Source organism: Pyxidicoccus trucidator (assembly GCF_010894435.1).
Classification (GTDB): domain Bacteria; phylum Myxococcota; class Myxococcia; order Myxococcales; family Myxococcaceae; genus Myxococcus; species Myxococcus trucidator.
On the sequence record NZ_JAAIXZ010000006.1, the window covers coordinates 196,653 to 221,703 of the forward strand.

Annotated in this window: 2 protein-coding genes (1 of these 2 running past the window's edge); both read right to left on the reverse strand. The window is 72.3% G+C overall.

Annotation, left to right across the window (positions count from 1 at the left end):
* Positions 1–23: 23 nt before the first annotated feature.
* A complete protein-coding gene (locus G4D85_RS19080; protein WP_164013943.1) occupies positions 24–20,021 on the reverse strand; it encodes a non-ribosomal peptide synthetase in 19,998 nt (6,665 codons plus the stop codon).
* On the reverse strand, positions 20,018–25,051 hold the 3' end of the coding sequence (locus tag G4D85_RS19085; RefSeq protein ID WP_164013945.1) for a non-ribosomal peptide synthetase/type I polyketide synthase. 6,363 nt of this gene lie beyond the right edge of the window; the window shows 5,034 of its 11,397 coding nt (coding positions 6,364–11,397); the start codon falls outside the window, past its right edge; it ends in the stop codon at positions 20,018–20,020. The genes G4D85_RS19080 and G4D85_RS19085 overlap by 4 nt, the downstream gene beginning before the upstream one ends.

Below are 25,051 nucleotides of genomic sequence, written 5' to 3' on the forward strand. Positions count from 1 at the left end.
CCGCCCTCCTTCTCGGTGTGCGGCTAGCCCTCCTCGCGCCGGTCGTCCTCCATGGCCGCGTCGAGGTGCTTCGCGAGGCGGGCCGCCAGCGTGTCCACGTGCGGTGCACGCAGCGCGCTGTAGTGGTCTCCGGGGACGTCCTCCACCGTGAGCACGGACGTCACGTGGCGCGACCAGCCATGGGTCGCATCCACGGTGGGCTCGCGCTTCGAGTCCTTCGCCCGCATCAGCAGCACCGGCCCGCCCTCGTAGTCTCCGGGCCGCCAGGCCAGCTGCGCGCGCAGGTTCGCCCGCATCACGTCGCGCCAGGCCCGGAGGTCCGACTCCCGGACCTCCGGTGGCAGCCAGCCCGCCTCGCGCGCGTGCTGGATGACCACCGTGAGCTGCGCATCCTCGGACAAGCCTTCGAGCACCTCCGGTCGCAGCGCCGACTCGACGCCCGCCGTGCGCGCCAGGTCCATGGCCATGCCGGCGAGCAGCAGCGCGCCATCCGGCTCCCGCCTGGGAGCGTCGTCCCCCGGCGCGAAGCTGTCGAGCAGCACCAGCAACTCCACCCGCTGCCCCTGGCGCTCCAGTGCTCGCGCCATCTCGAAGGCCACCGCGCCACCCATGGACCAGCCGCCGAGCACGTAGGGCCCTTCCGGCCGCACCGCGCGCACCGCTTCCACGTACCGGAGGGCCAGGGCCTCCACCGTCTCCAGCGGAGGCTCGCTCCCATCGAGCCCTGCGGCCTGCAAGCCGTAGAGGGGACGGCCCGGGCCCAGCCTCCGCGCCAGCTCGCGGTAGGAGCCCACCGCGCCGCCCACCGCGTGCACGAGGAACACCGGTGTGCCCGAGCCCTCCGCCCTCAACGTCACGCAGTGGCGCGCGGGACCGTCATTCCTCGCGCCTTCCAACCAGGCCGCGAGCCGTTCCACCGTGGGCGCCTCGAAGAGGGCCCGCAGGGGCACCTCTACCCCCAGTGCTTCGCGCAGCCTCGCCACCACCTGTGTGGCCAGCAGCGAGTGGCCTCCCAGCGCGAAGAAGTCATCGCGCCGGCCCACCCGTTCCGGCTCCATCCGCAGCACGCGGGCCCACACCTCGGCCAGCGACTGCTCCAGCGGCGTCCGGGGCGGCTCATGCACCGTACCCGTGGTGGAGGCACCGTCCTCCGGCGCGGGCAACGACTTGCGGTCCACCTTGCCGCTGGGCGTGAGCGGCAGCGCCTTCAGCGCCACGAACGCCGAGGGCACCATGTACGTGGGCAGGTGCCGCGACAGGAAGGTGCGCAGCTCCGTCACCTCCAGCGTGGCGCCCTCTGGCACGGAAGCGCTGACCCGAGGCGAGGTGCGCGGCTCCGTCACCTCCACCATGGCGCCCTCCGACATGGGGGCACCGCCCTGGGACAAGCGCACCTCCCGCTGCGTGCCACCGTCCCGAGACGCGGAGGACGCGGGCACCACGTAGGCCACCAGCCGCGCTCCACCAGGGCCGTCGTCACGCGCCACCACCACCGCGTCACCCACGCCCGGGTGCGCGCGCAGGGCGGCCTCGACTTCTCCCAGCTCGATGCGGAAGCCGCGCAGCTTCACCTGGAAGTCGAGCCGGCCCAGGTACTCCAGCGTTCCGTCCGACAGCCAGCGCGCCAGGTCCCCGGTGCGGTACAGGCGTGCGCCCGCCGTGCCGGTGAAGGGGTCCGGCACGAAGCGCTCCGCCGTCAGCTCCGGCCGGCGCCAGTAGCCCCGGCCCACCTGGATGCCGCCGATGAGCAGCTCGCCCGGCACGCCCACCGGCGCGAGCTGGCCGTGGCGGTCCACGATGTAGATGCGGGTGTTGGCCACCGGCCGGCCAATGGGCACGACGGGCCGCGCATCGTCACGCGGGCACGCATGGTACGTGACGTCCACGGCCGCCTCGGTGGGGCCATAGAGGTTGTGGACCTGTGCCACCGGCAGCCGGGCCTGCGCGCGGCGGACCACGGGAGCCGGCAGCGCCTCACCGCTGCACACCACGTGACGCAGGTGCTCCAGCCGCTCCAGCCCGGGCTCCTCCACGAAGGCCTGGAGCATGGACGGCACGAAGTGCGCGGTGGTGACGCGCTCCTGTTCCATCAACCGCACGAGGTACGCGGGGTCCTGGTGCCCGCCGGGCCGCGCCAGCACCAGCCGCGCCCCCGACATCAGCGGCCAGAAGAACTCCCAGACGGACACGTCGAAGCTGAAGGGCGTCTTCTGCAGCACGGTGTCCGCCGCCGTCAGCCCGTACTCTCCCTGCATCCACAGCAGGCGATTGACGAGGCCGGCGTGCGCGTTCATCGCGCCCTTGGGCCGGCCGGTGCTTCCGGACGTAAAGATGACGTAGGCCAGCGAGTCGGGACCGACGATCGGCACCAACCGCGAGCCCGCCTCCCGCGACACCGCGTCCCCCTCGCCGTCCAGGCACAGCACCCGGGCGGAGTGAGCGGGCAGCACCTCCCGCAGCGACCGCCAGGTGAGCAGCACCGACGCGTCCGAGTCCTCCAGCATCCAAGCCAGCCGCTCCTTCGGGTACGCCGGGTCCAGCGGCACGTACGCGCCGCCGGCCTTCAGCACGCCCAGCAGCGCAACCACCAGGTCCAACGAGCGCTCCAGACACACACCCACGCGCGTCTCCGGCCCCACGCCCAGCGCGCGCAGGTGATGCGCGAGCTGGTTGGCGCGACGGTCCAGCTCCCGGTAGGACAGCGCCGTGTCCTCGAAGCGCACCGCTTCGGCCTCGGGCGTGCGCTCCACCTGCGCCTCGATGAGCGAGTGCAGGCACACGTCGCGCGGGTACGCCTCCGCCGGGCCCTGGAAGTCCACCTGGAGGCTCCGCTGCTCGTCCGCGCCGAGCAGGCGCAGCTCCGACAGGCGCAGCGCCGGGTTGGCGGTAACTGCCTCCAGGAGCATCCTGAGCTGCGCGACCTGACGGCGCACGGTCTCCTCGCGGAACAGGTCCGTGCGGTACCCCACATGGCCGCGCACGCCGTCAGGTCCTTCGACGAAGCTCACGGTCAGGTCGAACTTGACGCTGTCGCTCTCCACGGCCACGGGACTGAGGGACAGCGCGGTGTCCTGGCGCGGCCCCGCATCCGGCGTGTTCTGGAGAATGAGCATCACCTGGAACAGCGGCGAGCGGCCCAGGTCGCGCTGGGGCCGCAGCTCCTCCACCAGCTTCTCGAACGGGAGGTCCTGGTGGGCCTGCGCGCCCAGCGTTGTCTCGCGCACGCGCCCGAGCAGCTCGCGGAAGGACGGGTCTCCGTCCAGGCGCGTCCGCAGGGCGAGCGTGTTGATGAAGAGACCCACCAGTCCCTCCAGCTCCGCGAAGCGCCGGCCCGCGATGGGGGTGCCGACGACGACGTCGTCCTGTCCGGAGTGACGGGCCAGCACCACCTGGAAGGCGCCCAGCAGCGCCATGAAGAGGGTGACTCCCTCCGCGCGGCACAGGGCCTGGAGCTCGCGGGAGAGCTCCGGAGGAAGCTGGAATCCGAAGCTCGCGCCCCGCGAGGACGGCACGGCGGGACGCGGGAAGTCCGTGGGCAGCTCCAGCGCGTGCGGCGCCCCGCTCAGATGGCCCTTCCAATAGGCGAGCTGGGATTCCAATACCTCGTCACGCAGCCACTCCCGCTGCCAGACGCAGTAGTCCGCGTACTGGAGGGGCAGCTCCGGCAGGGCCACGGGACTGCCCGCGGCGAAGCCCCGGTAGAGGGCCTCCAGCTCCCGCACCAGCACCCCCGAGGACCAGCCGTCGCAGATGATGTGATGCAGGGTGAGGAGCAGCAGGTGCTGCTCTCCGGACAATCGCAGCAGCGAGACGCGCAGCAGGGGCCCACGCGCGAGGTCGAACGGGCGCAGCGCCTCCTCGCGGGTCAGCCGCCGCGCCTCCGGCTCGCGGTCCTCGCGCTCGCGGAGGTCCGTCACCGCGAGGTGGAACGGGCCCGGCGGGTCGATGACCTGGACGGGGATGCCGCCCTCGTCCGGGAAGCGGGTGCGCAGGCTCTCGTGCCGGCGCACCAGCTCCGCGAAGGCCTGCGCCAGTGCGTCCACGTCGAGCCGGCCATCCACACGCAGGAAGGAGGGCACGTTGTAGGTAGCGCCGCCGGGCTGGAGCCGGTCGAGGAACCACAGGCGCTGCTGGGCGAAGGACAGCGGCAGCGGGCCGCCCCGGGGCACTGGGCGCGGCGCGGACTGCGCGAGGCTCTTCGTGACGTGCTCCACGTGCCGGGCGAGGGCCTCCAGCGTCGGGGCCTCGAAGAGGACGCGAAGGGGGACCTCCACGCCCATGACGGCGCGCAGGCGGGACACCAGCTGCGTGGCCAGCAGCGAGTGGCCCCCCAGATCGAAGAAGTCGTCGTGGACGCCCACGCGCTCCACGTGCAGCAGCTCCGCCCACAGCGTGGCGAGCTGCTCCTCGGTGGCGGTGCGCGGTGCCACGTACCCGGGCGCTCCGGGAGCGCGAGCCCCTTCCGGCGCGGGCAGGGCCGCGCGATCCACCTTGCCGTGGGACGTCAGCGGCAGCGAGGGCAGCACGGCGATGGCCGAGGGCACCATGTGCTCGGGCAGCCGCTGCTTGAGGGCATGGCGCAGCGCGGCCACGTCCAGCGTGTCCCCCTCTTCTGCAACGACGTAGGCGACCAGGCGTCTGTCGCCGGGGGCGTCTTCTCGCACGAGTGCCACGGCCTCGCGCACGGAGGCGTGCTGCGTGAGGGCGGACTCGACCTCTCCCAGCTCGATGCGGAAGCCGCGCAGCTTCACCTGGAAGTCGATGCGGCCCAGGTACTCCAGCGTGCCGTCCGAGAGCCACCGTGCGCGGTCTCCCGTGCGGTAAAGCCGTGCCCCGGGGATGCCGGAGAACGGGTCCGGAACGAAGCGCTCGGCCGTCAGGCCTGGCTGGCCGAGGTAGCCGCGCGCGAGGCCCACGCCGCCCACGCACAGCTCGCCGGGCACTCCCACCGGGAGCAGCCTCAGCGACGCGTCCACCACGTACACTTGGAGGTTGGCCCAGGGCCGGCCAATGGTGAGGCGCTGCCCCGGCTGCAGGAGCCCGGTGTTGGTGGCGCACACCGTGACTTCGGTGGGGCCGTACGAGTTGAACAGCCGCACCCGCGCGCCCCAGCGGGCCACGAGCTCCGGCGTGCAGGCCTCGCCCGCGGACACGAGCGTCCGCAGCGAGGGGAAGTCCTCCGGCGCCAGCTGCGCCAGGACGGACGGCGTCAGGGCAATGGCGGTGATGGACTCCTCGCGCAGCAGCGTGCTCAGCGGTGCGCCCGGCAGCAGCCGCTCGCGAGGCGCGAGCACCAGCGCCGCGCCCGCCAGCAGCGTCGAGAAGACCTCCCAGACCGAGGCATCGAAGCCGAACGCCGCGTACTGGAGCACGCGGGTGCCAGGAGCGAAGTCCTGCATCCGCCCGGCCGTCAGCGCCGTGTTGCACAGGCCGCGATGCTGCAACAACGTGCCCTTGGGACGGCCCGTGCTGCCCGACGTGTAGATGACGTAGGCGAGGTGGTCCGCGCCCGCCCCGCTCTCGAAGGGCGTCTCGGGCTGAGCGGCGATGAGGGCCGCGTCGGCGTCGAGCAGGACGAGCTGCTCGCTGCCGGCGGGCAGCTCATCGGAGATGGCCTCGGTGGTGACGAGCACCGGCGCGGCGCAGTCGCGCAGCATGTACGTGAGGCGCTCCACCGGGTAGCTCGCGTCCATGGGCACCCAGGCGCCGCCGGCCTTGAGGATGCCGAGGATGCCCACCACCATCTCCAGCGAGCGCTCCACGCAGAGCGCCACCGGCACCTCGGGACGCACGCCCAGCGTGCGCAGGTGGTGCGCGAGCTGATTGGCGCGCCGGTCGAGCTGCGCGTACGTGAGCGACTGGCCCTCGAAGCGCAGGGCCTCCGCGTCTGGCGTGCGTGCTGCCTGGGCCGCGAAGAGGTGGTGCGCGCAGGCGTCGCGCGGGAAGTCCCGCGCCGTGGCGTTCCACTCCACGAGCACCTGGCGCTGCTCCGCCTCGGAGAGCAGGGGCAGCGAGGACAGGCGCGCTTCGGGCCGGGCCGCCGCGGCCTCCAGCACCGTGGCCAGGTGCCGCACGAGGCGGTCGATGGTCTCTTCCTGGAAGAGGTCCGTGCGGTACTCGCACGCGACCTCCAGGCCCCGGGGCGACTCCACGAGGGCCAGGGTGAGGTCCAGGCGCGACGTGCCCGCGCTGACGGGCTCCTCGCGCAGGGTGAGGCCGGGCACCTCCAGGGTGGAGTGCGGCTGGTTCTGGAGCACCAGCTTCACCTGGAACAGCGGCGCATGGCCCTGGCCCCGGTCGGGATTCACCACCCGGACCAGCTCCTCGAAGGGCAGGTCCTGGTGGGCGTACGCACCGAGCGTGGTCCGCCGCACACGGCCCAGCAGCTCGCGGAAGCTCGGCTCGCCGTCCAGCCGCGCGCGCAGGGCCAGCTGGTTGATGAAGAAGCCGATGAGCCCCTCCGTCTCCACGTGGTTGCGGTTGGCGATGTCCGTGCCGATGATGAAGTCCTCCTGGCCCGAGTAGCGCGACAGGACGACCTGGAAGCCCGCCAGCAGGGACATGAAGAGCGTGGTGCCCTCGCGCTGGCACAGGGCGTTGAGCGCGTCGACGAGGCCGCGCGGCAGCACCCGCTGGAGCTTGGCCCCCTTCAGCCCCGCGACGGCGGGACGCGGGAAGTCGGTGGGCAGCTCCAGCGCGGGAGGCGCGCCGAAGAGGTGCTCGCGCCACCAGGAGAGCTGCGCCTCCAGCGCCTCCCCCTGCAGCCAGCCCCGCTGCCAGACCGCGTAGTCCGCGTACTGCACGGCCGGCTCCGGCAGCGGCGAGGGCTGGCCCGCACAGAAGGCCGCGTAGAGGGCGGCGGACTCGCGCACCAGCACCCCCATGGACCAGCCGTCCGAGACGATGTGGTGCAGGGTGAGCAGCAGCAGGTGCCGTGAAGCGGACACGCGGAGCAGCGTGGCGCGCAGCAGCGGCCCCTTCACGAGGTCGAACGGACGCCGAACCTCTTCGAGAGCCAGTCGCCGGGCCTCCGGCTCGCGCCGCGCCTCGGGCAGCGGCGACAGGTCCACGACCGCGAGGGGGACGGGCGCGGCCGGGTGGATGACCTGGACCGGGCCTTCCCCGAAGGTGGTGCGGAGCACCTCGTGGCGGCGGACCAGCTCCGTCAGGCTCTGCTCCATCGCGCCCACGTCCAGCGTGCCGTCCAGCCAGAGCACGACGGGCATGTTGTAGAACGGGCTGCCTGGCTGCAGCCGGTCGAGGAACCACAGGCGCTGCTGCGCGAAGGACAGCGGCAGCGGGCCCGTGCGCGGCGCGGGCAGCAGCGGTGGGGCCAGCGCGGTGCCCTGAGAAGCGAGCGCCAGTGCCTCCACGCGGGTGGCGAGCCCCGCCACCGTGGATGCCTCGAACAACTCGCGCAGCGGCAGGTCCACGCCCGCCAGGACTCGAAGGCGCGACACCACCTGGGTGGCCAGCAGCGAGTGGCCCCCCAGCTCGAAGAAGTCGTCGAAGCGCCCTACCCGCTCCACCCGCAGCACCTCGGCCCAGATGGCCGCCAGCTTCTCCTCCGTCGGGGTGCGCGGCGCCTCGTACGTCTCCGCCGCCGCGGCCGGGGCCTCCGGCATCGGCAGCGCGCGCCGGTCCACCTTGCCGTTGGCCGACACCGGCAGCGCCTCCAGCACCACCACCGCCGAGGGCACCATGTACTCCGGCAGCTTCTGCCGCACGAAGTCCTTGAGGGCCGAAGCGTCCGCGTCCGGCGCCACCACATAGGCCACCAGCCGCTTGTCGCCCGACTCGTCTTCCTTCACCGCCGCGGCTGCCTCTTCCACCCCGGCGCACTGCCGCAGCACCGCCTCCACTTCCTCCAGCTCGATGCGGTAGCCACGCACCTTCACCTGGAAGTCGACGCGGCCCAGGAACTCCAGCCGGCCACCCTCCAGCCACCGCACCCGGTCTCCGGTGCGGTACAGCCGTGCGCCCGGCTTCGTCGCATACGCGTCGGGCACGAAGCGCTCGGCCGTCAGGGCCGCCTGGCCCAGGTAGCCCCACGCCAGGCCCTCGCCTCCCACGTACAACTCACCGGGCACGCCCACCGGTACCGGCCGCAGGCGCGCGTCCAGCACGTACGCCGTCGAGTGCGCCACCGGCTTGCCAATGGGCACCGTCGCGCCCACCCCGTCCCCGGCCCGCAGCGTCTGCGTGGCCGAGAAGGTGGTGTTCTCCGTCGGGCCGTAGCCATTCACCAGCACCGCGCCCTGAGGCAGCCGCTCCAGGTGCTCACGCACCCGGCCCACCGGCAGCACGTCGCCACCGGCCAGCACCTGCTTCACTCCCGCCAGGGCCTCCGGCTGGAAGCGCACCACCTGCTCATACAGCGCCGCCGTCAGCCACAGCACCGTGACGCCCTGCTGCTTGAGCAGCGCGCCCAGCTCCTCCAGCGACACCGCCCCCGGAGGCGCCACCACCAGCCGCCCGCCGTTGAGCAGCGCACCCCAGACTTCCAGCGTCGACGCGTCGAAGGACACCGGCGCCTGCTGCAGGAAGACTTCCTCCGGCCCGAAGTGGATGAAGTCCGCGTCCTTCACCAACCGCACCACCGCGCGGTGCGGCACGCATACGCCCTTGGGGCGGCCCGTGCTGCCCGACGTGAACATCACATACGCCAGGTCTTCGCCGCTCCCCTCCTCCTCCAGCGGCGCACCCGACTGCGTGGCCACCATGTCCCATTCCGCGTCCACCAACACCATCAGTGGGACGACCACGGGGAGCTGATCCGCCACGTGCTCCTGCGCAATCAGCACGCCCATGCCCGAATCCTGGACGAGGACGGACAGGCGCTCCGCCGGGTAGCTGGGGTCGAGCGGCACGTAGGCGCCGCCGGCCTTGAGGATGCCCAGCAGCGAAACGATGAGCTCCAGCGAGCGCTCCACGCTCAGGCCCACGCGCGTGCCACGCTTGACGCCCAACGTGCGCAGGTAGCGGGCCAGCTGGTTGGACCGCTGCTCCAGCTCTCCGTACGTCAGCTGCGTGTCGCCGAAGACCACGGCCACCGCGTCAGGCGTGACCGCCGCCTGACGGGCGAACACGACATGCACCGGCGTCGCCAGCGGCGCCGACGTCGCCGTGTCATTCCACTCCACCAGCAGCTGCTGACGCTCACCCGCCGTCAGCAGCTCCAGCGTGCCCACCGCCGCGTCCGCGTGGAAGACCGCGGCTTCCACCAACGCGCCGAAGTGCCGTGCCAGCCGCTCCGCCGTCGTCGCGTCGAAGAGGTCGGTGTTGTAGTTGAGCGCTCCTCCGAAGCCCTGCTCGCTCTCGTCCAGCAGGAGGCTCAGCTCGAAGCGCGACGTGGTCAGCTCGGGCGTGACGGGCCGCAGCGCCAGTCCGGAGAGCCGCAGGGCCTCCGTCGGCGTGTTCTGCAGGGTCAACGTCACCTGGAAGAGCGGCGGCCTGCGCAGATCGCGCTCGGGCTGGAGCAGCTCCACCAGGCGCTCGAACGGGACGTCCTGGTGGGCGTACGCGTCCAGCGTCGTCTGCTTCACCCGCGTCAGCAGCTCGCGGAAGCTCTGCTCCGGAGCCACCTGGGTGCGCAGCACCAGGTTGTTGATGAAGCAGCCGAGGAGGCCTTCGGTCTCCGCGTGCGTGCGGCCCGCGATGGGCGAACCCACGCTGATGTCGTCCTGGCCCGAGTAGCGCGCCAGCACGACCTGCCATGCCGCCAGCAGCACCATGAAGGGCGTGGCACCCTCCTGCCGAGCCAGCGTCTTCAGCGCCTGGGAGACCGGGGCCGACAGCTGGACCGGAACGAATGCACCCGCATCCGTCTGGGAGAGCGGCCGGGGCCGGTCGGTGGGCAGCTCCAGCGCGGGCGGCGCTCCGGAGAGCTGCCGCTGCCAGTAGTCGAGCTGCGCCTGGAGGGCGGGGCCCTGCAGCCAGTCGCGCTGCCACACGGCGAAGTCGGCGTACTGCACCGGCAGGGCCGGCAGGCTCGGCACGCGGCCGGCGACGAACGCCTCGTAGAAGGCCGCCACCTCCCGCACCAGCACGCCAGTGGACCAGCCGTCGGACACGATGTGGTGCGTGGTCAGCAGCAGTAGGTGCTCGCCGACCTCGAGGCGGACCAACGTCGCCCGGAAGAGCGGCCCCGCTTCGAGCGAGAATGGACGTCGGGCTTCCGCGTCCGCCAGCCGCCGGGCCTCGGCCTCACGCGCCTGCGCGGGCAGGGACACCAGGTCCATGAACTCCAGGTGGACCTGGCCTTCCGGATGGATGCGCTGGAACGGCTGGCCGTCGTGGACGTGGAACGTCGTGCGCAGAACCTCGTGCCGCAGCACGAGCGCACGCAGCGCGGACTCGAGGGCGCTCCGGTCGAGCGTCCCCTCCAGGCGCACGACGTGCGGCACGTTGTACGAAGCGCTCCCAGGCTGGAGCTGATCCATGAACCACAGGCGCTGCTGCGCGAAGGACAGGGGTGGAGGGCTGCTCCGGTCCCCGCGCGGCTTCAGCGGCGGGGCCGCCAGGGCGAGGCTTCCGGCGCCCCTCAGTTCCTCGATACGGCCGGCGAGCGCGGCCACCGTGGGCGCCTCGAACAGCGCGCGGATGGGGAGCTCGACTCCGAAGGCAGTACGCAGCCGCGAGACGGCACGCGTGGCCAGCAGCGAGTGCCCGCCCAGCTCGAAGAAGTGACCGTGCAGGCCCACCTGCACCAAACCGAGCACCTCGGCGAAGACGTCCGCCAGCGTCACCTCGGTGGCGGTGCGCGGCGCGACGAAGCCTTCCGACGTCGAAGCGGCGAGGTCCGGCGGAGGCAGGGCCTTGCGGTCCACCTTCCCGTTGGGCGTCAGCGGGAAGGACTCCAGCACCACGAAGGCCGCCGGCACCATGTACCCGGGCAGCCGCTGCTCGAGGGCAGCACGCAGGCTGGCCACATCCGGCGCGGTGCCTGCGTGGGTGAGGTACGCGACCAGGCGCGGGTTGCCGGGGACGTCTTCGCGCAGCAGCACCAGGGTCTGCTTCACGGACGGGTGCTGCGCGAGCGCCGCTTCGATTTCGCCCAGCTCAATCCGGTAGCCGCGCAACTTCACCTGGAAGTCGGTGCGGCCCAGGTACTCCAGCGTGCCGTCCGCCGACCAGCGCACCTTGTCGCCGGTGCGGTACATGCGCGCGCCGGGCATGGCGCTGAAGGCGTCCGGCAGGAAGCGCTCGGCTGTCAGACCCGGGCGGCCCAGGTAGCCCCGCGCGAGGCCGGTGCCGGAGATGAAGAGTTCCCCGGGCACGCCCGCGGGCACCGGGAGCAGGTGCGCATCCAGCACGTACACCTGGACGTTGGCCAGCGGGCCGCCGATGGTGGGCCGGGTGTCTGGACGCACGGCGAAAGCGGTGGAGTCCACCGTGCACTCGGTGGGGCCGTAGACATTGAACGTGCGCGTGCGGGGTGCAGCGGCGAGCTGCTGCCACAGCGCCTCGTCGATGGCCTCACCTCCAGGCACCAACAAGCGCGGGGCGGCCGCGTCCTGGAGCAGGCCTTCCTGCACCATGAGGCGCAGCAACGAGGGCGTGCAGTCGAGCACGTCGACGCGGTGCTGCGCCACCCACTCACGCATGGCGTCCGGGTCCTGACGGGTGGCCTCGGGAACGATGCACAGGCAGTGGCCGTCGAGGAGTTGGATGAGCTGCTTGACGGAAGCGTCAAAGGCCAGCGGCGCATTGACACTGACGCGAAGGCCCGCGGGCTGCCCCGCGTACACCGTGCGCGCCAGGGCGTGGCGCAGGTTGAGCACGGAGCGGTGCCGCACCATGACGCCCTTGGGCGTACCCGTGCTGCCTGACGTGTAGATGACGTAGGCGAGGTTGTCGGGCGACGCGGCCGGAGCCGGGTTGTGCGACGGCAGCGACGAGGGCAGCGCGTTCTCCGCGTCGAGGCACAGCACGCGAGTCCCCGCCGAAGTCCACGCGCCCACCAGCCGCTGCTGCGTCAGCAGCACCGGCGCGGCGCAGTCCAGGAGGGTGAACTCCAGGCGCTGGACGGGCCACTCGGGGTCCATCGGCACGTAGGCGCCACCGGCCTTCATGACACCCAGCAGGGCCACCACCATGTCCACCGAGCGCTCGAAGCACAGCGCCACGGGGACCTCGGGCCCGACGCCCAGCGTGCGCAGTTGGTGCGCCAGTCGGTTGGCCCGGGCGTTGAGCTGCGCGAACGACAGGACGGTGCCCTCGTATGAGACGGCGGGCGCCTCCGGAGTGCGCGCAGCCTGAAGCTCGAAGGCGTGGTGGACGCAGGTGTCGAGCGGCGCTTCGGAGGAAGTGTCGTTCCAGGCGTGCAGGACCTGTTGGCGCTCGGCGCCTGTCATCAGCGGCAGCGCGGAGAGGCGCTGGCCTGGATTCGCGGTGACGGCCTCCAGCAGCATCTGGAAGCGGGCCACCATGCCCACGGCCGTGGCCTGGGTGAACAGGTCCGTGTTGTACAGCAGGATGCCCGCGAAGCCGTCAGGCGTCTCGTTCAGGTTCAGCGTGAGCTCGAAGCGGGCCGCCTCGGTGCCCTCGACGCCCAGGGGCTTGAAGGACAGGGAGGGCAGCGCCAGCGCCTCCAAGGGCGCGTTCTGCAGGACGAAGAAGACCTGGAAGAGCGCGTTCCGGCTCAAATCACGGACCGGCTGCAGGGCCTCCACCAGCTTCTCGAAGGGCAGATCCTGGTGCGCATAGGCGCCCAGCGTCGTCTCCCGCACCTGTGCCAGCAGCTCCTGGAACGTGGCCTGGGGCCGCACCTGCGCCCGCAGCACCAGCGTGTTGACGAAGAAGCCGATGAGGCCCTCCAGCTCCGCGTACCGGCGGCCCGCGATGGGCGAGCCCACGCTGAGGTCCTCCTGCCCCGAGTAGCGCGACAGCAACACCTGGAAGCCCGCCAGCAGCACCATGAACGGCGTGGCCCCCTGCTCCCGAGCCAGCGCCGAGACAGCGTCGCTGAGCTCCCGAGGCAACCGCACCGGCACCGTGGCGCCCCGGTGCGACAACACCGCGGGCCTGGGCTTGTCGGTGGGCAGCTCCAGGTGCGCGGATGCTCCGGCGAGGCGCTCCTTCCACCAACCGAGCTGGGCCTCCAGCGGGCCGCCGCTCAGCCACTGTCGCTGCCAGACGGCGTAGTCCGCGTACTGCACCGGCAGCGGAGGAAGCGGGAGGTGCCGGCCCTCGGCGAACGCGGCGTAGAACGCGCCCAGCTCCCGTACCAGCACGCCCATGGACCAGCCGTCCGAGACGATGTGGTGCATCACCAGCACCAGCACATGCTCCTGGGGAGCCAGCCGCAGCACGCTGGCGCGGAGGAGCGGACCCCGCTCCAGGTCGAACGGGCGAAGGGCCTCCTGCACGCCGCGATGGCGGGCCGCATCCCGGCGCTCCGGCTCGGGCAGGGCGCTCAGGTCCTCATGGTCGAGCGGAAGGTCCGCGGGCGGATGGATGACCTGGCGGGCCTGGCCTTCGTGCACGGCAAAGGTGGTGCGCAAGGACTCGTGCCGGGCCACCAGCGCGGAGAAGGCCTGCTGGAGGGCGTCCCACCGCACGGTGCCCTCCACGAGCAGGCTGATGGGGATGTTGTAGGCGGCGCTTCCAGGCGAGAACTGGTCGAAGAACCACAGCCGGTGCTGGGCGAAGGACAGCGGCAGCACTCCGGTGCGAGGCACCGGCACCAGCGGAGGAGCCTCGGGTGCCGCGCCCGCGTTGCGCGCGGAGTCGATGCGCGACGCGAGGGCTTCGAGCGTGGGGGCCTCGAACAGGGCGCGCAGCGGCAGCTCGACGCCCAGCGAGGAACGGATGTGCGCGATGAGCTGCGTGGCGAGCAGGGAGTGGCCGCCCAGCGCGAAGAAGTCGTCGTCGCGTCCCACGCGGGCCGTGCCGAGCACCCCGGCCCAGAGCGCCGCGAGTTCCTGTTCGGTAACCGTGCGAGGAGCGAGGTGCTCACGCTGAGCCGACGGGAGGGAGTCAGGTGCGGGGAGGGCGCGCCGATCCACCTTGCCGTTGGCGGACAGCGGCAGCACGTCCAGCACCACCACCGCCGAGGGCACCATGTACTCCGGCAGCTTCTGCCGCACGAAGTCCTTGAGGGCCGAAGCGTCCGCGTCCGGCGCCACCACATAGGCCACCAGCCGCTTGTCCCCGGGCAGGTCCTCGCGCACCACGGCGACCACTTCCCTCACCTGCCCCTGCTGCCGCAACGCTGCTTCCACTTCGCCCAGCTCGATGCGGTAGCCGCGCACCTTCACCTGCGAGTCCCTACGGCCCAGGAACTCCAGCGTGCCCGCTTGGCTCCACCGCACCGTGTCTCCGGTGCGGTACAGCCGCTCGCCCCTCCCGAAGGGGCTGGGCACGAAGCGCTCCGCCGTCAACTCCGGCCGGCCCACGTACCCGCGCGCCAGGCCCTCGCCTCCCACATACAGCTCGCCCGGCACGCCCACCGGCACCGGCCGCAGGGCTTCGTCCAGCACGTACGCCGTCGTATTCGCCACCGGCCGGCCGATGGGCACCGTGCGCGCTCCGGCCTCTTCCACCTTCTGCATGCGGTGGCAGGCGGAGAAGGTCGTGTTCTCCGTCGGGCCGTAGCCATTGATGAGCATGCCACCCGAAGCCAGCCGCTCGCGCACGCGCGCGGCTGGCAGCACGTCCCCTCCCGCCAGCACCTGCTTCACCCGGCCCAGGGCTTCGGGCTGGTGCGCCTGCATCTGCTCGAAGAGGGCCGCTGTCAGCCATAGCGAGGTGATGCCCGACTCCACCAACGTGCGTCCGAGCTCCTCCAGCGACGGCGTGCCCGCCGAGGCCACCACCAGCTTCGCCCCGTGCAGCAGCGCGCCCCAGACCTCCAACGTCGACGCGTCGAAGGAGATGGGAGCCAGCTGCAACCACACCTCGTCCGGCCCGAAGTGCGCGTAGTCCGCGCCCAGGACCAGCCGCGACACCGCGCGCTGCGGTACGCCCACGCCCTTCGGTTTGCCGGTGCTGCCCGAGGTGAACATGACGTACGCCAGACTGTCCCCGCCCATTCGCCCCGGCAGGTTGCTCTCTGGCTGGCGGGCAATGGTGGACCACCCGGTGTCCACACACACCACCAGCTTCGCGCCCTCGGCGACCTCCTCCGCCAGCTTCTCCTGCGCCACCAGCAGCGCGATGCCCGCCTCGCGCTTCATCCACCCCAGCCGCTCCAGGGGGTAGTGCGAGTCCAGAGGCACATAGGCCCCCCCCGCCTTCAGGATGCCCAGCACGCTCACCACCAGCTCCAGCGAGCGCTCCACGCACAGGCCCACCTTCACCTCGGGACCCACGCCCATGGCTTTCAGGTGGTGCGCCAGCTGGTTGGCCCGCGCGTTCAGCTGCGCGTACGTCAGCTGCTGGCCCTCGTACTCCACCGCCACGGCATGTGGCGTCTTCACCACCTGCGCTTCGAACAGCTCCGCCAGTGACTGCTCGCGAGGGTACTGCACGGCGCGGCTGCTCCATTCCTCCACCAGCCGCCGCTGCTCCCCTGCGTCCATCAGCGGCAGCTCCGACACCCGCTGCTGCGGGTCCGCCACCGCCGCCTCGAGCAACCCCCTCACGTGCCGCAAGAGCCGCTCCATCGTCTCCGGCTCGAACAGGTCGCTGTTGTAGTTGATGACCGCTGAGACACCCTCGGCGACCTCCTCGACCATCAGCGAGAAGTCGAACTTCGACGTGCGGGTGTCCGCCTCCAGCCCCGTCAGCCTCAGCCCCTGCCGCAATTCGATTTGGGGCAGCGGCGTGTTCTGCAGCGTCAGTGACACCTGGAAGAGCGGACTGCGGCTCATGTCGCGCTCTGGCAGCAGCGCTTCCACCAGCTTCTCGAAGGGCACGTCCTGATGCGCGTAGGCGCCCAGCGTCACTTCCCTCACCTGCGCCAGCAGCTCTTGGAACGTGGCCTGGGGCCGCACCTGCGCCCGCAGCGCCAGCGTGTTGACGAAGAAGCCGATGAGCCCTTCGGTCTCCGCGTGCGTGCGGCCCGCGATGGGCGAGCCCACGCTGAGGTCCTGCTGTCCCGAGTAGCGCGACAACACCACCTGGTACGCCGCCAGCAGCACCATGAAGGGCGTGACGCCCTCGCGCCGACTCAGCGCCTCCACCTCGCGCCACAGCGCCCTGGGCCAGGTCTGCTGCCGGAAGCCGCCCCGGAACGTCTGGGCCGCCGGGCGTGGCTTGTCCGTCGGGAACTCCAATGCGCGCGGGGCTCCCTCCAGCTGCCCGCGCCAGTACGCCAACTGCGTCTCCAGCGCCTCACCCTGCAACCAGCCCCGCTGCCACACCGCGTAGTCCGCGTACTGCACCGGCAGCTCGGGCAGCGGTGACGGCAGCCCCTGGGAAAAGGCGTCGTAGAGTGCCGCCACCTCGCGCACCAGCACGCCCGCGGACCAACCGTCCGACACGATGTGGTGCATCACGAGCACCAGGATGTGGTCGCCGGGCGCCAGCTTCAGCAGCGTCGTCCTCAGCAGCGGCCCTCGCGCGAGGTCGAACGGACGCAACGCCTCCTGCTCCACATGATGCCGCGCCTCGGCCTCACGCAGGGCTTCCGGCCGTGCGCTCAGGTCGACCTCGTGGAAGGCCAGTGCCCATTCCCGCGCGATGACCTGCACGGGAACGCCGACCTCTGTACGGAACGTGGTGCGCAGCGACTCGTGGCGCCGCAGCAGCTCCTGGAAGCTCCTCTCCAGCGCCTGGGCGTCCAGGGGCCCGGTCAGCCGCACCGCCGCCGGAACGTTGTACGAAGCACTCCCCGGCTCCAACTGGTCCAGGAACCACAGCCGCTGCTGCGCGAAGGAAACGGGCGGCGCCGCGGTCCGGTCTGCCCGAGGCCTCAGCGGAGGCGCCGGCACGGAGGAACCCGTGCGTCTCAGACGCTCGATGCGGGCGGCGAGTGCCACCACCGTGGGCGCTTCGAACAACTCCCGCAGTGGCAACTCCACGCCGAACGCACCGCGCAGCTTGGAGACGGCGCGGGTGGCCAGCAGGGAGTGTCCTCCCAGCTCGAAGAAGTGCCCGTGCAGGCCGACCTGCTCCAGCCCCAGCACCTCGGCGAAGAGGCCCGCGAGCACCTGCTCGGTGGCGGTGCGCGGCGCGATGAAGCCCTCACGCGGCCCAGACTCCGGCGCCGGCAGGGCCTTGCGGTCCACCTTGCCGCTCGGAGTCAGCGGCAGGGCCGGGAGCACCAGATAGGCCCCAGGCACCATGTACTCGGGCAGCCGGCCCCGGGCATGGGCGCGCAGCGCCGACGCCTCCAGCGTCACGCCCCCGGCGGCCGTCACGTACGCCACCAGGCGCTGCCCCTCGGCGCCGTCCTCCCGCACCATCACCACGGCCTCGCGCACGGACGGGTGCGCCGCGAGCGCGGCTTCCACCTCTCCCAGCTCGATGCGCTGTCCCCGCAGCTTCACCTGGAAGTCGGTGCGGCCCAGGTACTCCAGCGTGCCGTCCCTCCTCCAGCGCGCCAGGTCTCCGGTGCGGTAGAGGCGCGCGCCGGGACGCGGGCCGAAGGAGTCTGGGACGAAGCGCTCGGCGGTCAGCGCGGGGCGGCCCAGGTAGCCGCGGGCCACCTGCACGCCTCCGATGTACAGCTCGCCGGGGACGCCCACGGGCGCCAGTTGCCCGGCCCCGTCCAGGACGTACACCTGCGTGTTGGCCACCGGGCGCCCGATGGGCACGGTGGGGCCCTGCTCCTCCCCGGAGGCCCACGCGAAGGTGGCGTCAATGGTGGTCTCGGTGGGGCCGTAGAGGTTGACCAGCCGCACCCCGGGCAGCAGCGCCTGAAGACGCGAGGTGAGCCGCGCGGGCAGGGCCTCGCCGCCGCAGAAGAGGTAGCGCAGGTGCGAGGCCCGGAGCAGCGCGGGCTCCTCCAGCAGCATGCGCAGCATGGAGGGCACCACCTGCAACACGGTGACGCGCTCGCGCACCACACATTCGGCGAGGGCCACCGGGTCCCTATGGGCCTCGGGTGGCGCGATGACGAGGGGGGCGCCCACCAGCAGCGACGCCCAGCACTCCCAGACGGAGGCGTCGAAGCTCAGCGGCGTCTTCTGCAGCACCCGGTCCTCGCTGCCGAGGCCGAAGGTGGAGAGCAGCCACGCCATGTGGTTGACGAGGGCGCGGTGGGACAGCAGCGCCCCCTTGGGCAGGCCGGTGCTGCCAGAGGTGTAGATGGCGTAGGCGACGTTGTCGGCGAGAACCCCGGAGGCAGGCGGCGTGAGGGGCTGCTGGGAGATGGCGTCCCCGTCGGAATCGAGGCAGAGAACGTGGGCGCCTTCGGGCAACAGCGGACGCAGGGCCTGCTGGGTGAGCAGCACCGAGGCGCCGCTGTCCTGGAGCATGTAGGCCAGCCGCTCTCGCGGGTAGCCCGGGTCCAGCGGCACGTACGCGGCGCCCGACTTCAGGATGCCCAGCAGGGCGACCATCATCTCCAGGGAGCGCTCCACGCAGAGGGCCACGCGGGCCTCGGGCCCCACCCCCAACGCACGCAGCCGGTGCGCGAGCTGATTGGCACGCGCCTCCAGCTCCCGGTACGTCAGCGCTCCGGCGCCGGCCACCACGGCCACGGCGTCCGGCGCCCGCGCGACCTGCTGCTCGAACAGGGTGTGCAGACACACGTCCGCCGCGGGCTCCGCGACGGTATCGTTCCACTCCACCAGCAGCCGGTGCCGCTCGGCCTCGTCCAGCACCGAAATCGTCCCCAGCGTCCGCCCTTCGCCGCCGGCCAGCGCGTGCAGCAGGTGGTGGATGCGCGCCAGCATGCGGTCCACGGCCACCGCGGCGTACCGCTCTTCACGGTAGCCGATGCGCAGCTCCAGCTCACGGCCCGGGACGGCCACCAGCGACAGCAGGTGGTTGTCCACCTCCACCGAGCGGGCGCCTCGGACCTCCACCCCCTGGAGCTTCGTGGCGAGCGCCACGTCCACGGGGTAGTTCTCCACGACGACCAGGCTCTCGAAGAGCGGAGCCCCCACCGGGACGTCGCTGAAGCGACGCGCCTCCACGAGGGGGGTGTGCTCGTGCTGCCGCGCCTCCAGCAGCCAATCCTGGAACCCGCCCAGCCACGTCTCCACCGTCATGGACGGAGGCAGCCGCACGCGCACCGGCAGCGTGTTGATGAACATCCCCAGCATGTCCTCGACGCCGGACAACTCCGAGGGCCGTCCGGCCACCGTCACACCGAAGAGCACATCGTCCCTGCCGCTGGAGCGTGCGAGCAGCAGCGCCCAGGCCGCCTGCACCAGCGTGCCGACCGTCGTCTTCCGCCTTCGGGCGAAGGCCTCCAGCGCCGCCGTCTCCTCCACGCCCAGGCTCAGGGTCCGCTCTCCCTTTCCCGTGCTCCCCGCAGCTGCGTCTCCCGGCTCCAGCGGCGTGGGCTCGGTGAAGCCCGCCAGGGAGCGTCGCCAGAAGTCCCGCGCCGGGCCGGCATCCCGCTCTCCCAGCCACGCGATGAAGTCCCGGTAGGGCCGTGGTGAGGCCAGGCCCTGGGGCCGTCCCGCGAGCCTTCCCGCGTACAGCGCGAACACGTCCCGCATCAGCAGCGGGAGCGACCAGCCATCCATCAGCAGGTGCGAGTGGCTGTAGACGAACCGCCACGCCGCGTCCCCGGTGCGCAGCAGCGCCAGGCGCAGCAGCGGCGCACTGGACAGGTCGAAGCCCTGTCGCCGGTCCTCCTTCAAGAAGACCTCCAGCCTCGCGTCGACGGCCTCGGGTGACAGCCCGCGCCAGTCCTCTTCACGCACCGGCAGGTCCGCCTCGCGAAGCACGACCTGGATCGGCTCGTCCATGTCTTCCCAGACGAGCGCCGTCCGCAACACCGGGTGTGCCTGCTGCGCCCCCCGCCACGCCGCGATGAAGGCGTCCACGTCCAGCCGCCCTCGCAGCTCGCAGACGAGCTGGTTGAAGTACAGGCCCTGCTCGGGCTCCGAGAGCGCGTGGAAGAGCATGCCGCCCTGCAGGGGCGACAGCGGGTACAGATCCTCGATGTTGTCACTCATCGCGTCTTCTTCCCGAACCGTGCGGACAGCTTGTCGAGCTGCGTCTGCTTCACCTTCGCCAGCGGGAAGTCGGACGGAGAGTGTCCGCCCGCCTCCGGCGCCCGCGACGCCACCACCAGGGCCTTCAGGCGCGCGAGGAAGTCCTCCGCCACGCCCACCACCGTCTCACGCCGGTGCAGCGCCTCGCTGAAGGACCACGTCACCTCCAGCCGGCCGTCCCGCACCACGCTCGTCACCTCCAGGAGGTGCGGACGGCGGGCACTGCCCGCCCGCTGCCGGAGCGTTTCGCCCTCGGGCGCGAGCGTGAAGGGCGCCCCCGCTCCGACGGTTCCATCCACCTGTCCCAGGTGGTTGAAGCCGACCTCCGCCGGGGGGAGCGCCGCCAGCGACGCGTCCCGGGCCACGTACCGCAGCAGGCCCCAGCCCATGCCCTGCGACGGCACCGCGCGCAGCCCCTCCTTCACCCTGCGCAGCGCGTCCCCGGGGCTGTGCGCGCCCCGAAGGTCCAGCAGCGCCGGGAAGATGCGCGTGAACCAGCCCACCGTGCGGGACACGTCCACGCCCGGGAGCACCTCCTCGCGGCCGTGGCCCTCCACGTTCACCAGCGCGGCGCTCCGCCCCGTCCACTTCGCCAGCGCCTGTGCCAGCGCGGTGAGCAGCGGGTCCGGTGGCTGCGTGTGCCACGCCTTCGGCACGTCGTGCAGCAGCGCCTTCGTCTCGTCCGCGTCCAGCGCCACGCGCACCGTGCGCGAGGTGGCCTCCGTGTTGACGCCGTCGGCGAAGTCCACCGGCAGCCGCGCGGCCTCGCTCCACGGCCGCTCCAGCCACCACGTCCGCTCCGCCGCCAGCTTCTCCGAGCGCGCCAGCGTCTCCAGCCCGCTCGCCCACGCCTGGAAGGACGTCGTCTTCGGCGGCAGCCGCACCGCCGTCCCCGTCGCGAGCTGGGCGTACGCCGCCGCCAGGTCCTCCAGCAGGATGCGCCACGACACCGCGTCCACCACCAGGTGGTGCACGGCCAGCATCAGCCGCGCCGGCCGCCCCGCGCCCGCGTCCAGGAGCGCCGCCTTCACGAGCGGGCCATCCAGCCGCAGGGTCTGATGGAGCACCTCCACCTGTTGCTCCAGCTCCGCCGCCCAGGCGTCGTCCGCCACCGTGGACAGGTCCACGCGCTCCACCGTCACCGGCTCACCCGGAGCCACGGAGGTCTGATGCCAGCCGTCCTCCGCGCGAGCGAAGCGCAGCCGGAGCGCGTCGTGGTGCTCCAGCACGTGCGCCAGCGCCCGCTCCAGCAGCGCCGCGTCCAGCGCCATCTTCACCTCGAGCAGCAGCGTCATGTTCCAGTGCTGCGGCGCCTCCACGTCCAGCTCGAAGAACCAGCGTTGAATCGGCGTGAGCGCCACCGGCCCGACGACGGGCCCCTGCTCAGCCTGAACGGCGAGCCTCGTGCCGGCCACGGCGGCCAGCCTGGCCACCGTGGGGTGCTGGAAGAGCTGCTTCGGCGACAGCTCGATGCCGACCGCCCGGGCCCGGGTGACAATTTGCAGGCTGAGGATGGAGTCCCCGCCCAGCTCGAAGAAGTCGTCGTGGATGCCGACGCGCTCCACGTTGAGCACCTCGCGCCACAGCGCCGCGAGCCGCTCCTCCACCTCCGTACGCGGGGCCACCGGCGGAGCGTTCTGGTTCTCCAGGGCCTGACGCTCCAGCGCGGGGATCGCGCGGACGTCCACCTTGCCGTTCCGGGTGCGCGGCAGGGCGGCCAGCGTCACGCAGGTGGCTGGCACCATGTACGCGGGCAGCCGCTCGCCCAGGAACGCGCGCAGCGCCGCGACGTCGGGCTTCGCGGCGGAGTCCTCCCCGTCCCGAGGCACCACATAGGCCACGAGCCTCGCCCCCGAGGGGCCGTCCTCGCGCACCACCGCCACCGCATCCCCCACCAGCGGATGCGCTCGCAGCACGGCTTCGATTTCCCCCAGCTCGATGCGGTAGCCCCGCACCTTCACCTGGAAGTCCGTGCGGCCCAGGTACTCCAGCCGCCCATCCGCGAGCCAGCGCACCCGGTCTCCGGTGCGGTACAGGCGCGCCCCAGGCTCGGTGCTGAAGGCGTCCGGGATGAAGCGCTCCGCCGTCAGCTCCGGCCGGCGCCAGTAGCCGCGCGTCACGCCCGTGCCACCGATGTACAGCTCGCCCGGCACGCCCACGGGCACCAGCCGCAGGTGCGCGTCCAGCACGTACAGGCGCGTGTTGGCGATGGGACGGCCGATGGCCACCGGGCCGCGCGCCGCGTCCGCCGCGTCCACCGTGTACACGCAGCAGCCCACCACCGTCTCCGTGGGGCCGTACTCGTTGATGAGCCGTGTGGCCGGCGCATGCTCGCGCCAGAAGGCCACGTCCTCGGCCGTCAGCGCCTCGCCACCGATGACGAAGGCGCGCGTGCGCCCCGCCGCCTCCTCGGGACGGAGCTGCTGCGCCAGCATCTTCAGGTGCGAGGGCGTCAGCTTCACCAGGCTGAAGTCCCTGCCCGAGCGGAGCGCCTCGCCCAGGCCTTCGACGCCCGCCTCCTCCCGCACCAGCACCACCGGCCGGCCCGCCACCAGCGGGGCGATGAGGCTGGTGACCGTCAGGTCGAACGACAGCGGCGAGTGCACGGGCGAGCCACCGCCGCCAGCGATGTCATAGGCGCGCAGCGCCCAGCACAAGTAGTTCACCACGCCCCGGTGCTCCACCATGACGCCCTTGGGGCGCCCGGTGCTGCCGGACGTGTAGATGAGGTACGCGAGGTCGTCCGCCGTGGCGCGGGGCTCGGGCGGCGTCACGGGCTCACGGCCCGCGGTGCGCTCCCACTCGGTGTCCAGGCACAGCAGGTACTGCGCGGACACGGGCAACGTGTCCGCCAGCGCCTCCTCCGTGAGCAGCACCGGCACGCCGGTGTCCTCCAGGAGGAAGGTCACGCGCGACGCGGGCCAGGCCGGGTCGATGGGCACGTACACGCCGCCTGCCTTCAGGACGGCCCACAGGGCCACCACCATGTCCGCGGAGCGGTGGAAGCACAGGCCCACCAGCGTCCCCCGTCTCACGCCCAGGCCGTGCAGGTGGTGCGCGAGCTGGTTGGCGCGCGCGTCCAGCTCCCGGAACGTGAGCCGCCTGTCACCCATCGACACGGCCAGCGCGTCCGGAGTCCGCTCGACCTGCTCCTGGAAGAGGCCATGCACGGTGGCCGTGTCCGGGAAGTCCGTGCGCGTGTCGTTCCAGGTGACGAGCAGCCGCTCGCGCTCGGCCTCGGACAGGACGAAGAGCTGGGACAGCCGCCGCTCCGGCGCGACGGCCACGTCCTCCAGCAGCCGGAGCAGGTGCCCCCCCAGGCGGGAGGCGGTGTCCGCGTCGAAGAGGTCCGTGTTGTACTCGATAAAGCCCGTCAGGCCCTCGCGCGACTCCACGAGGTCCAACGTGAGCTCCACCTTGGTGGCGACCGTGGGCGCCAGGCGGCTGCGGATGCGCACGTCTGCCAGCGCCAGCTCGGGCGCGGGCGTGTTGTGCATCGTCAGCATCGTCTGGAAGATGGGCGTATGGCTGAGGTCGCGCTCCACGCGCAGCGCCTCCACCAGCTTCTCGAAGGGCACGTCCTGGTGCGCGAAGCCACCCAGCGCCGCGCGGCGCACCCGCCCGAGCAGCTCGGTGAAGGTGGGGTCGCCCGACAGGTCGGCGCGCAGGGCAATGGTGTTGATGAAGCAGCCGATGAGCGGCTCGACTTCGGGGCGGTTGCGGCCCGCCACGGGCGTGCCCACCGCGAAGTCCTCCTGCCCGGAGTGTGCATGCAGGAGGGACTGCCATGCCGCCATCAGCACCATGAAGGGCGTGGCCCCCTCGCGCCGGCCCATGGCGCCGAGGGCCTCCGCCAGCTTCTTCGGTACGGTCAGGGGCAGCCGCGCCCCCGGGTACGTCTGCACTGGTGACCGGGGCCGGTCCGTGGGCAGCCGCAGCACCGGCACGTCCGCGAGCACGTCGCGCCACCAGTCCTGCTCGGCCTTCAGCTCGGGGCCGTGCATCCACGCCTGCTGCCAGACCGAGTAGTCCGCGTACTGCACGGGCAGCGCCGGCAGCGGAGACGGCCGGCCCTGGATGAAGGCCTCATAGAGCCGCGCCAGCTCGTGCATCATCACCCCCGCGGACCAGCCGTCCGAGACGATGTGGTGCAGCACGAGCAGCAGGACGTGCTCGGTGTCCCGGACGCGCATCAGCCTCGCGCGAATCAGCGGCCCCGTTTGCAGGTCGAACGGGCGGCGGGCCTCTTCCCGCGCCCAGGCATCGACCGCATCCTCGCTGGCGCCTTCCGCCACGGACGGGAGGATGGGCACCTCCAGCGAGGGCAGGATGACCTGCACCGAGCCCGAGTCGGCCATGGCGAAGGTGGTCCGGAGGACTTCATGGCGGCGCACCACCTCGTTGAGGGCGCGCTCCAGCGAGGCCCGGTCCAACGCGCCGCTCATGATGAGCATGACGGCGTTGTTGTAGGCGACGTTCCCCGGCTCCAGGTTGTCCAGGTACCAGAGCCGCTGCTGTGCGAAGGACAGCGGCAGCGGCCCGTCGCGCGGGACGCGGGGAATGGGCGGAGGGCCCTCGGGCTTCTTCGCCGCGGGCACCGTGGCCACCTTCGGGGGCTTCGGACGGCGCGACGGCGCGGGCACTGCGCCGAGCAGCTCCAGCGAGCCATCCAGGCGCCGCCGGGCGCGGCGGCCCGTCGCCAGCCTGCGCGCCCCTGACTCCGAGGCCGGAAGCACCCGGAGCGCGCTGGAGCCGGGCGCATTCCAGAAGCCGCGCGGCACGCCCGCGCCAGCCACGGCCAGCTCGCCCACCACGCCCGGGGGCACCGGCCGGCCCCGCGTGTCCACCACCTCCCAGGGCGCGTGCAGCTCTCCGGCGAGCGGGAGCCAGGCACCGAGCCCGAGCCCCGCGTCACGGCGGAGGACCTCGGACGACACGGCGCGCGCCAGCGAGGCCGCCGCGTCGGTGGTCGCCCCCTCCAGCCACATGCG

What these genes read in the sequence shown, in the direction of transcription:
- G4D85_RS19080 (WP_164013943.1), bottom strand. Translation starts at nt 20,021, where the DNA reads ATGAGTGACAACATCGAGGATCTGTACCCGCTGTCGCCCCTGCAGGGC.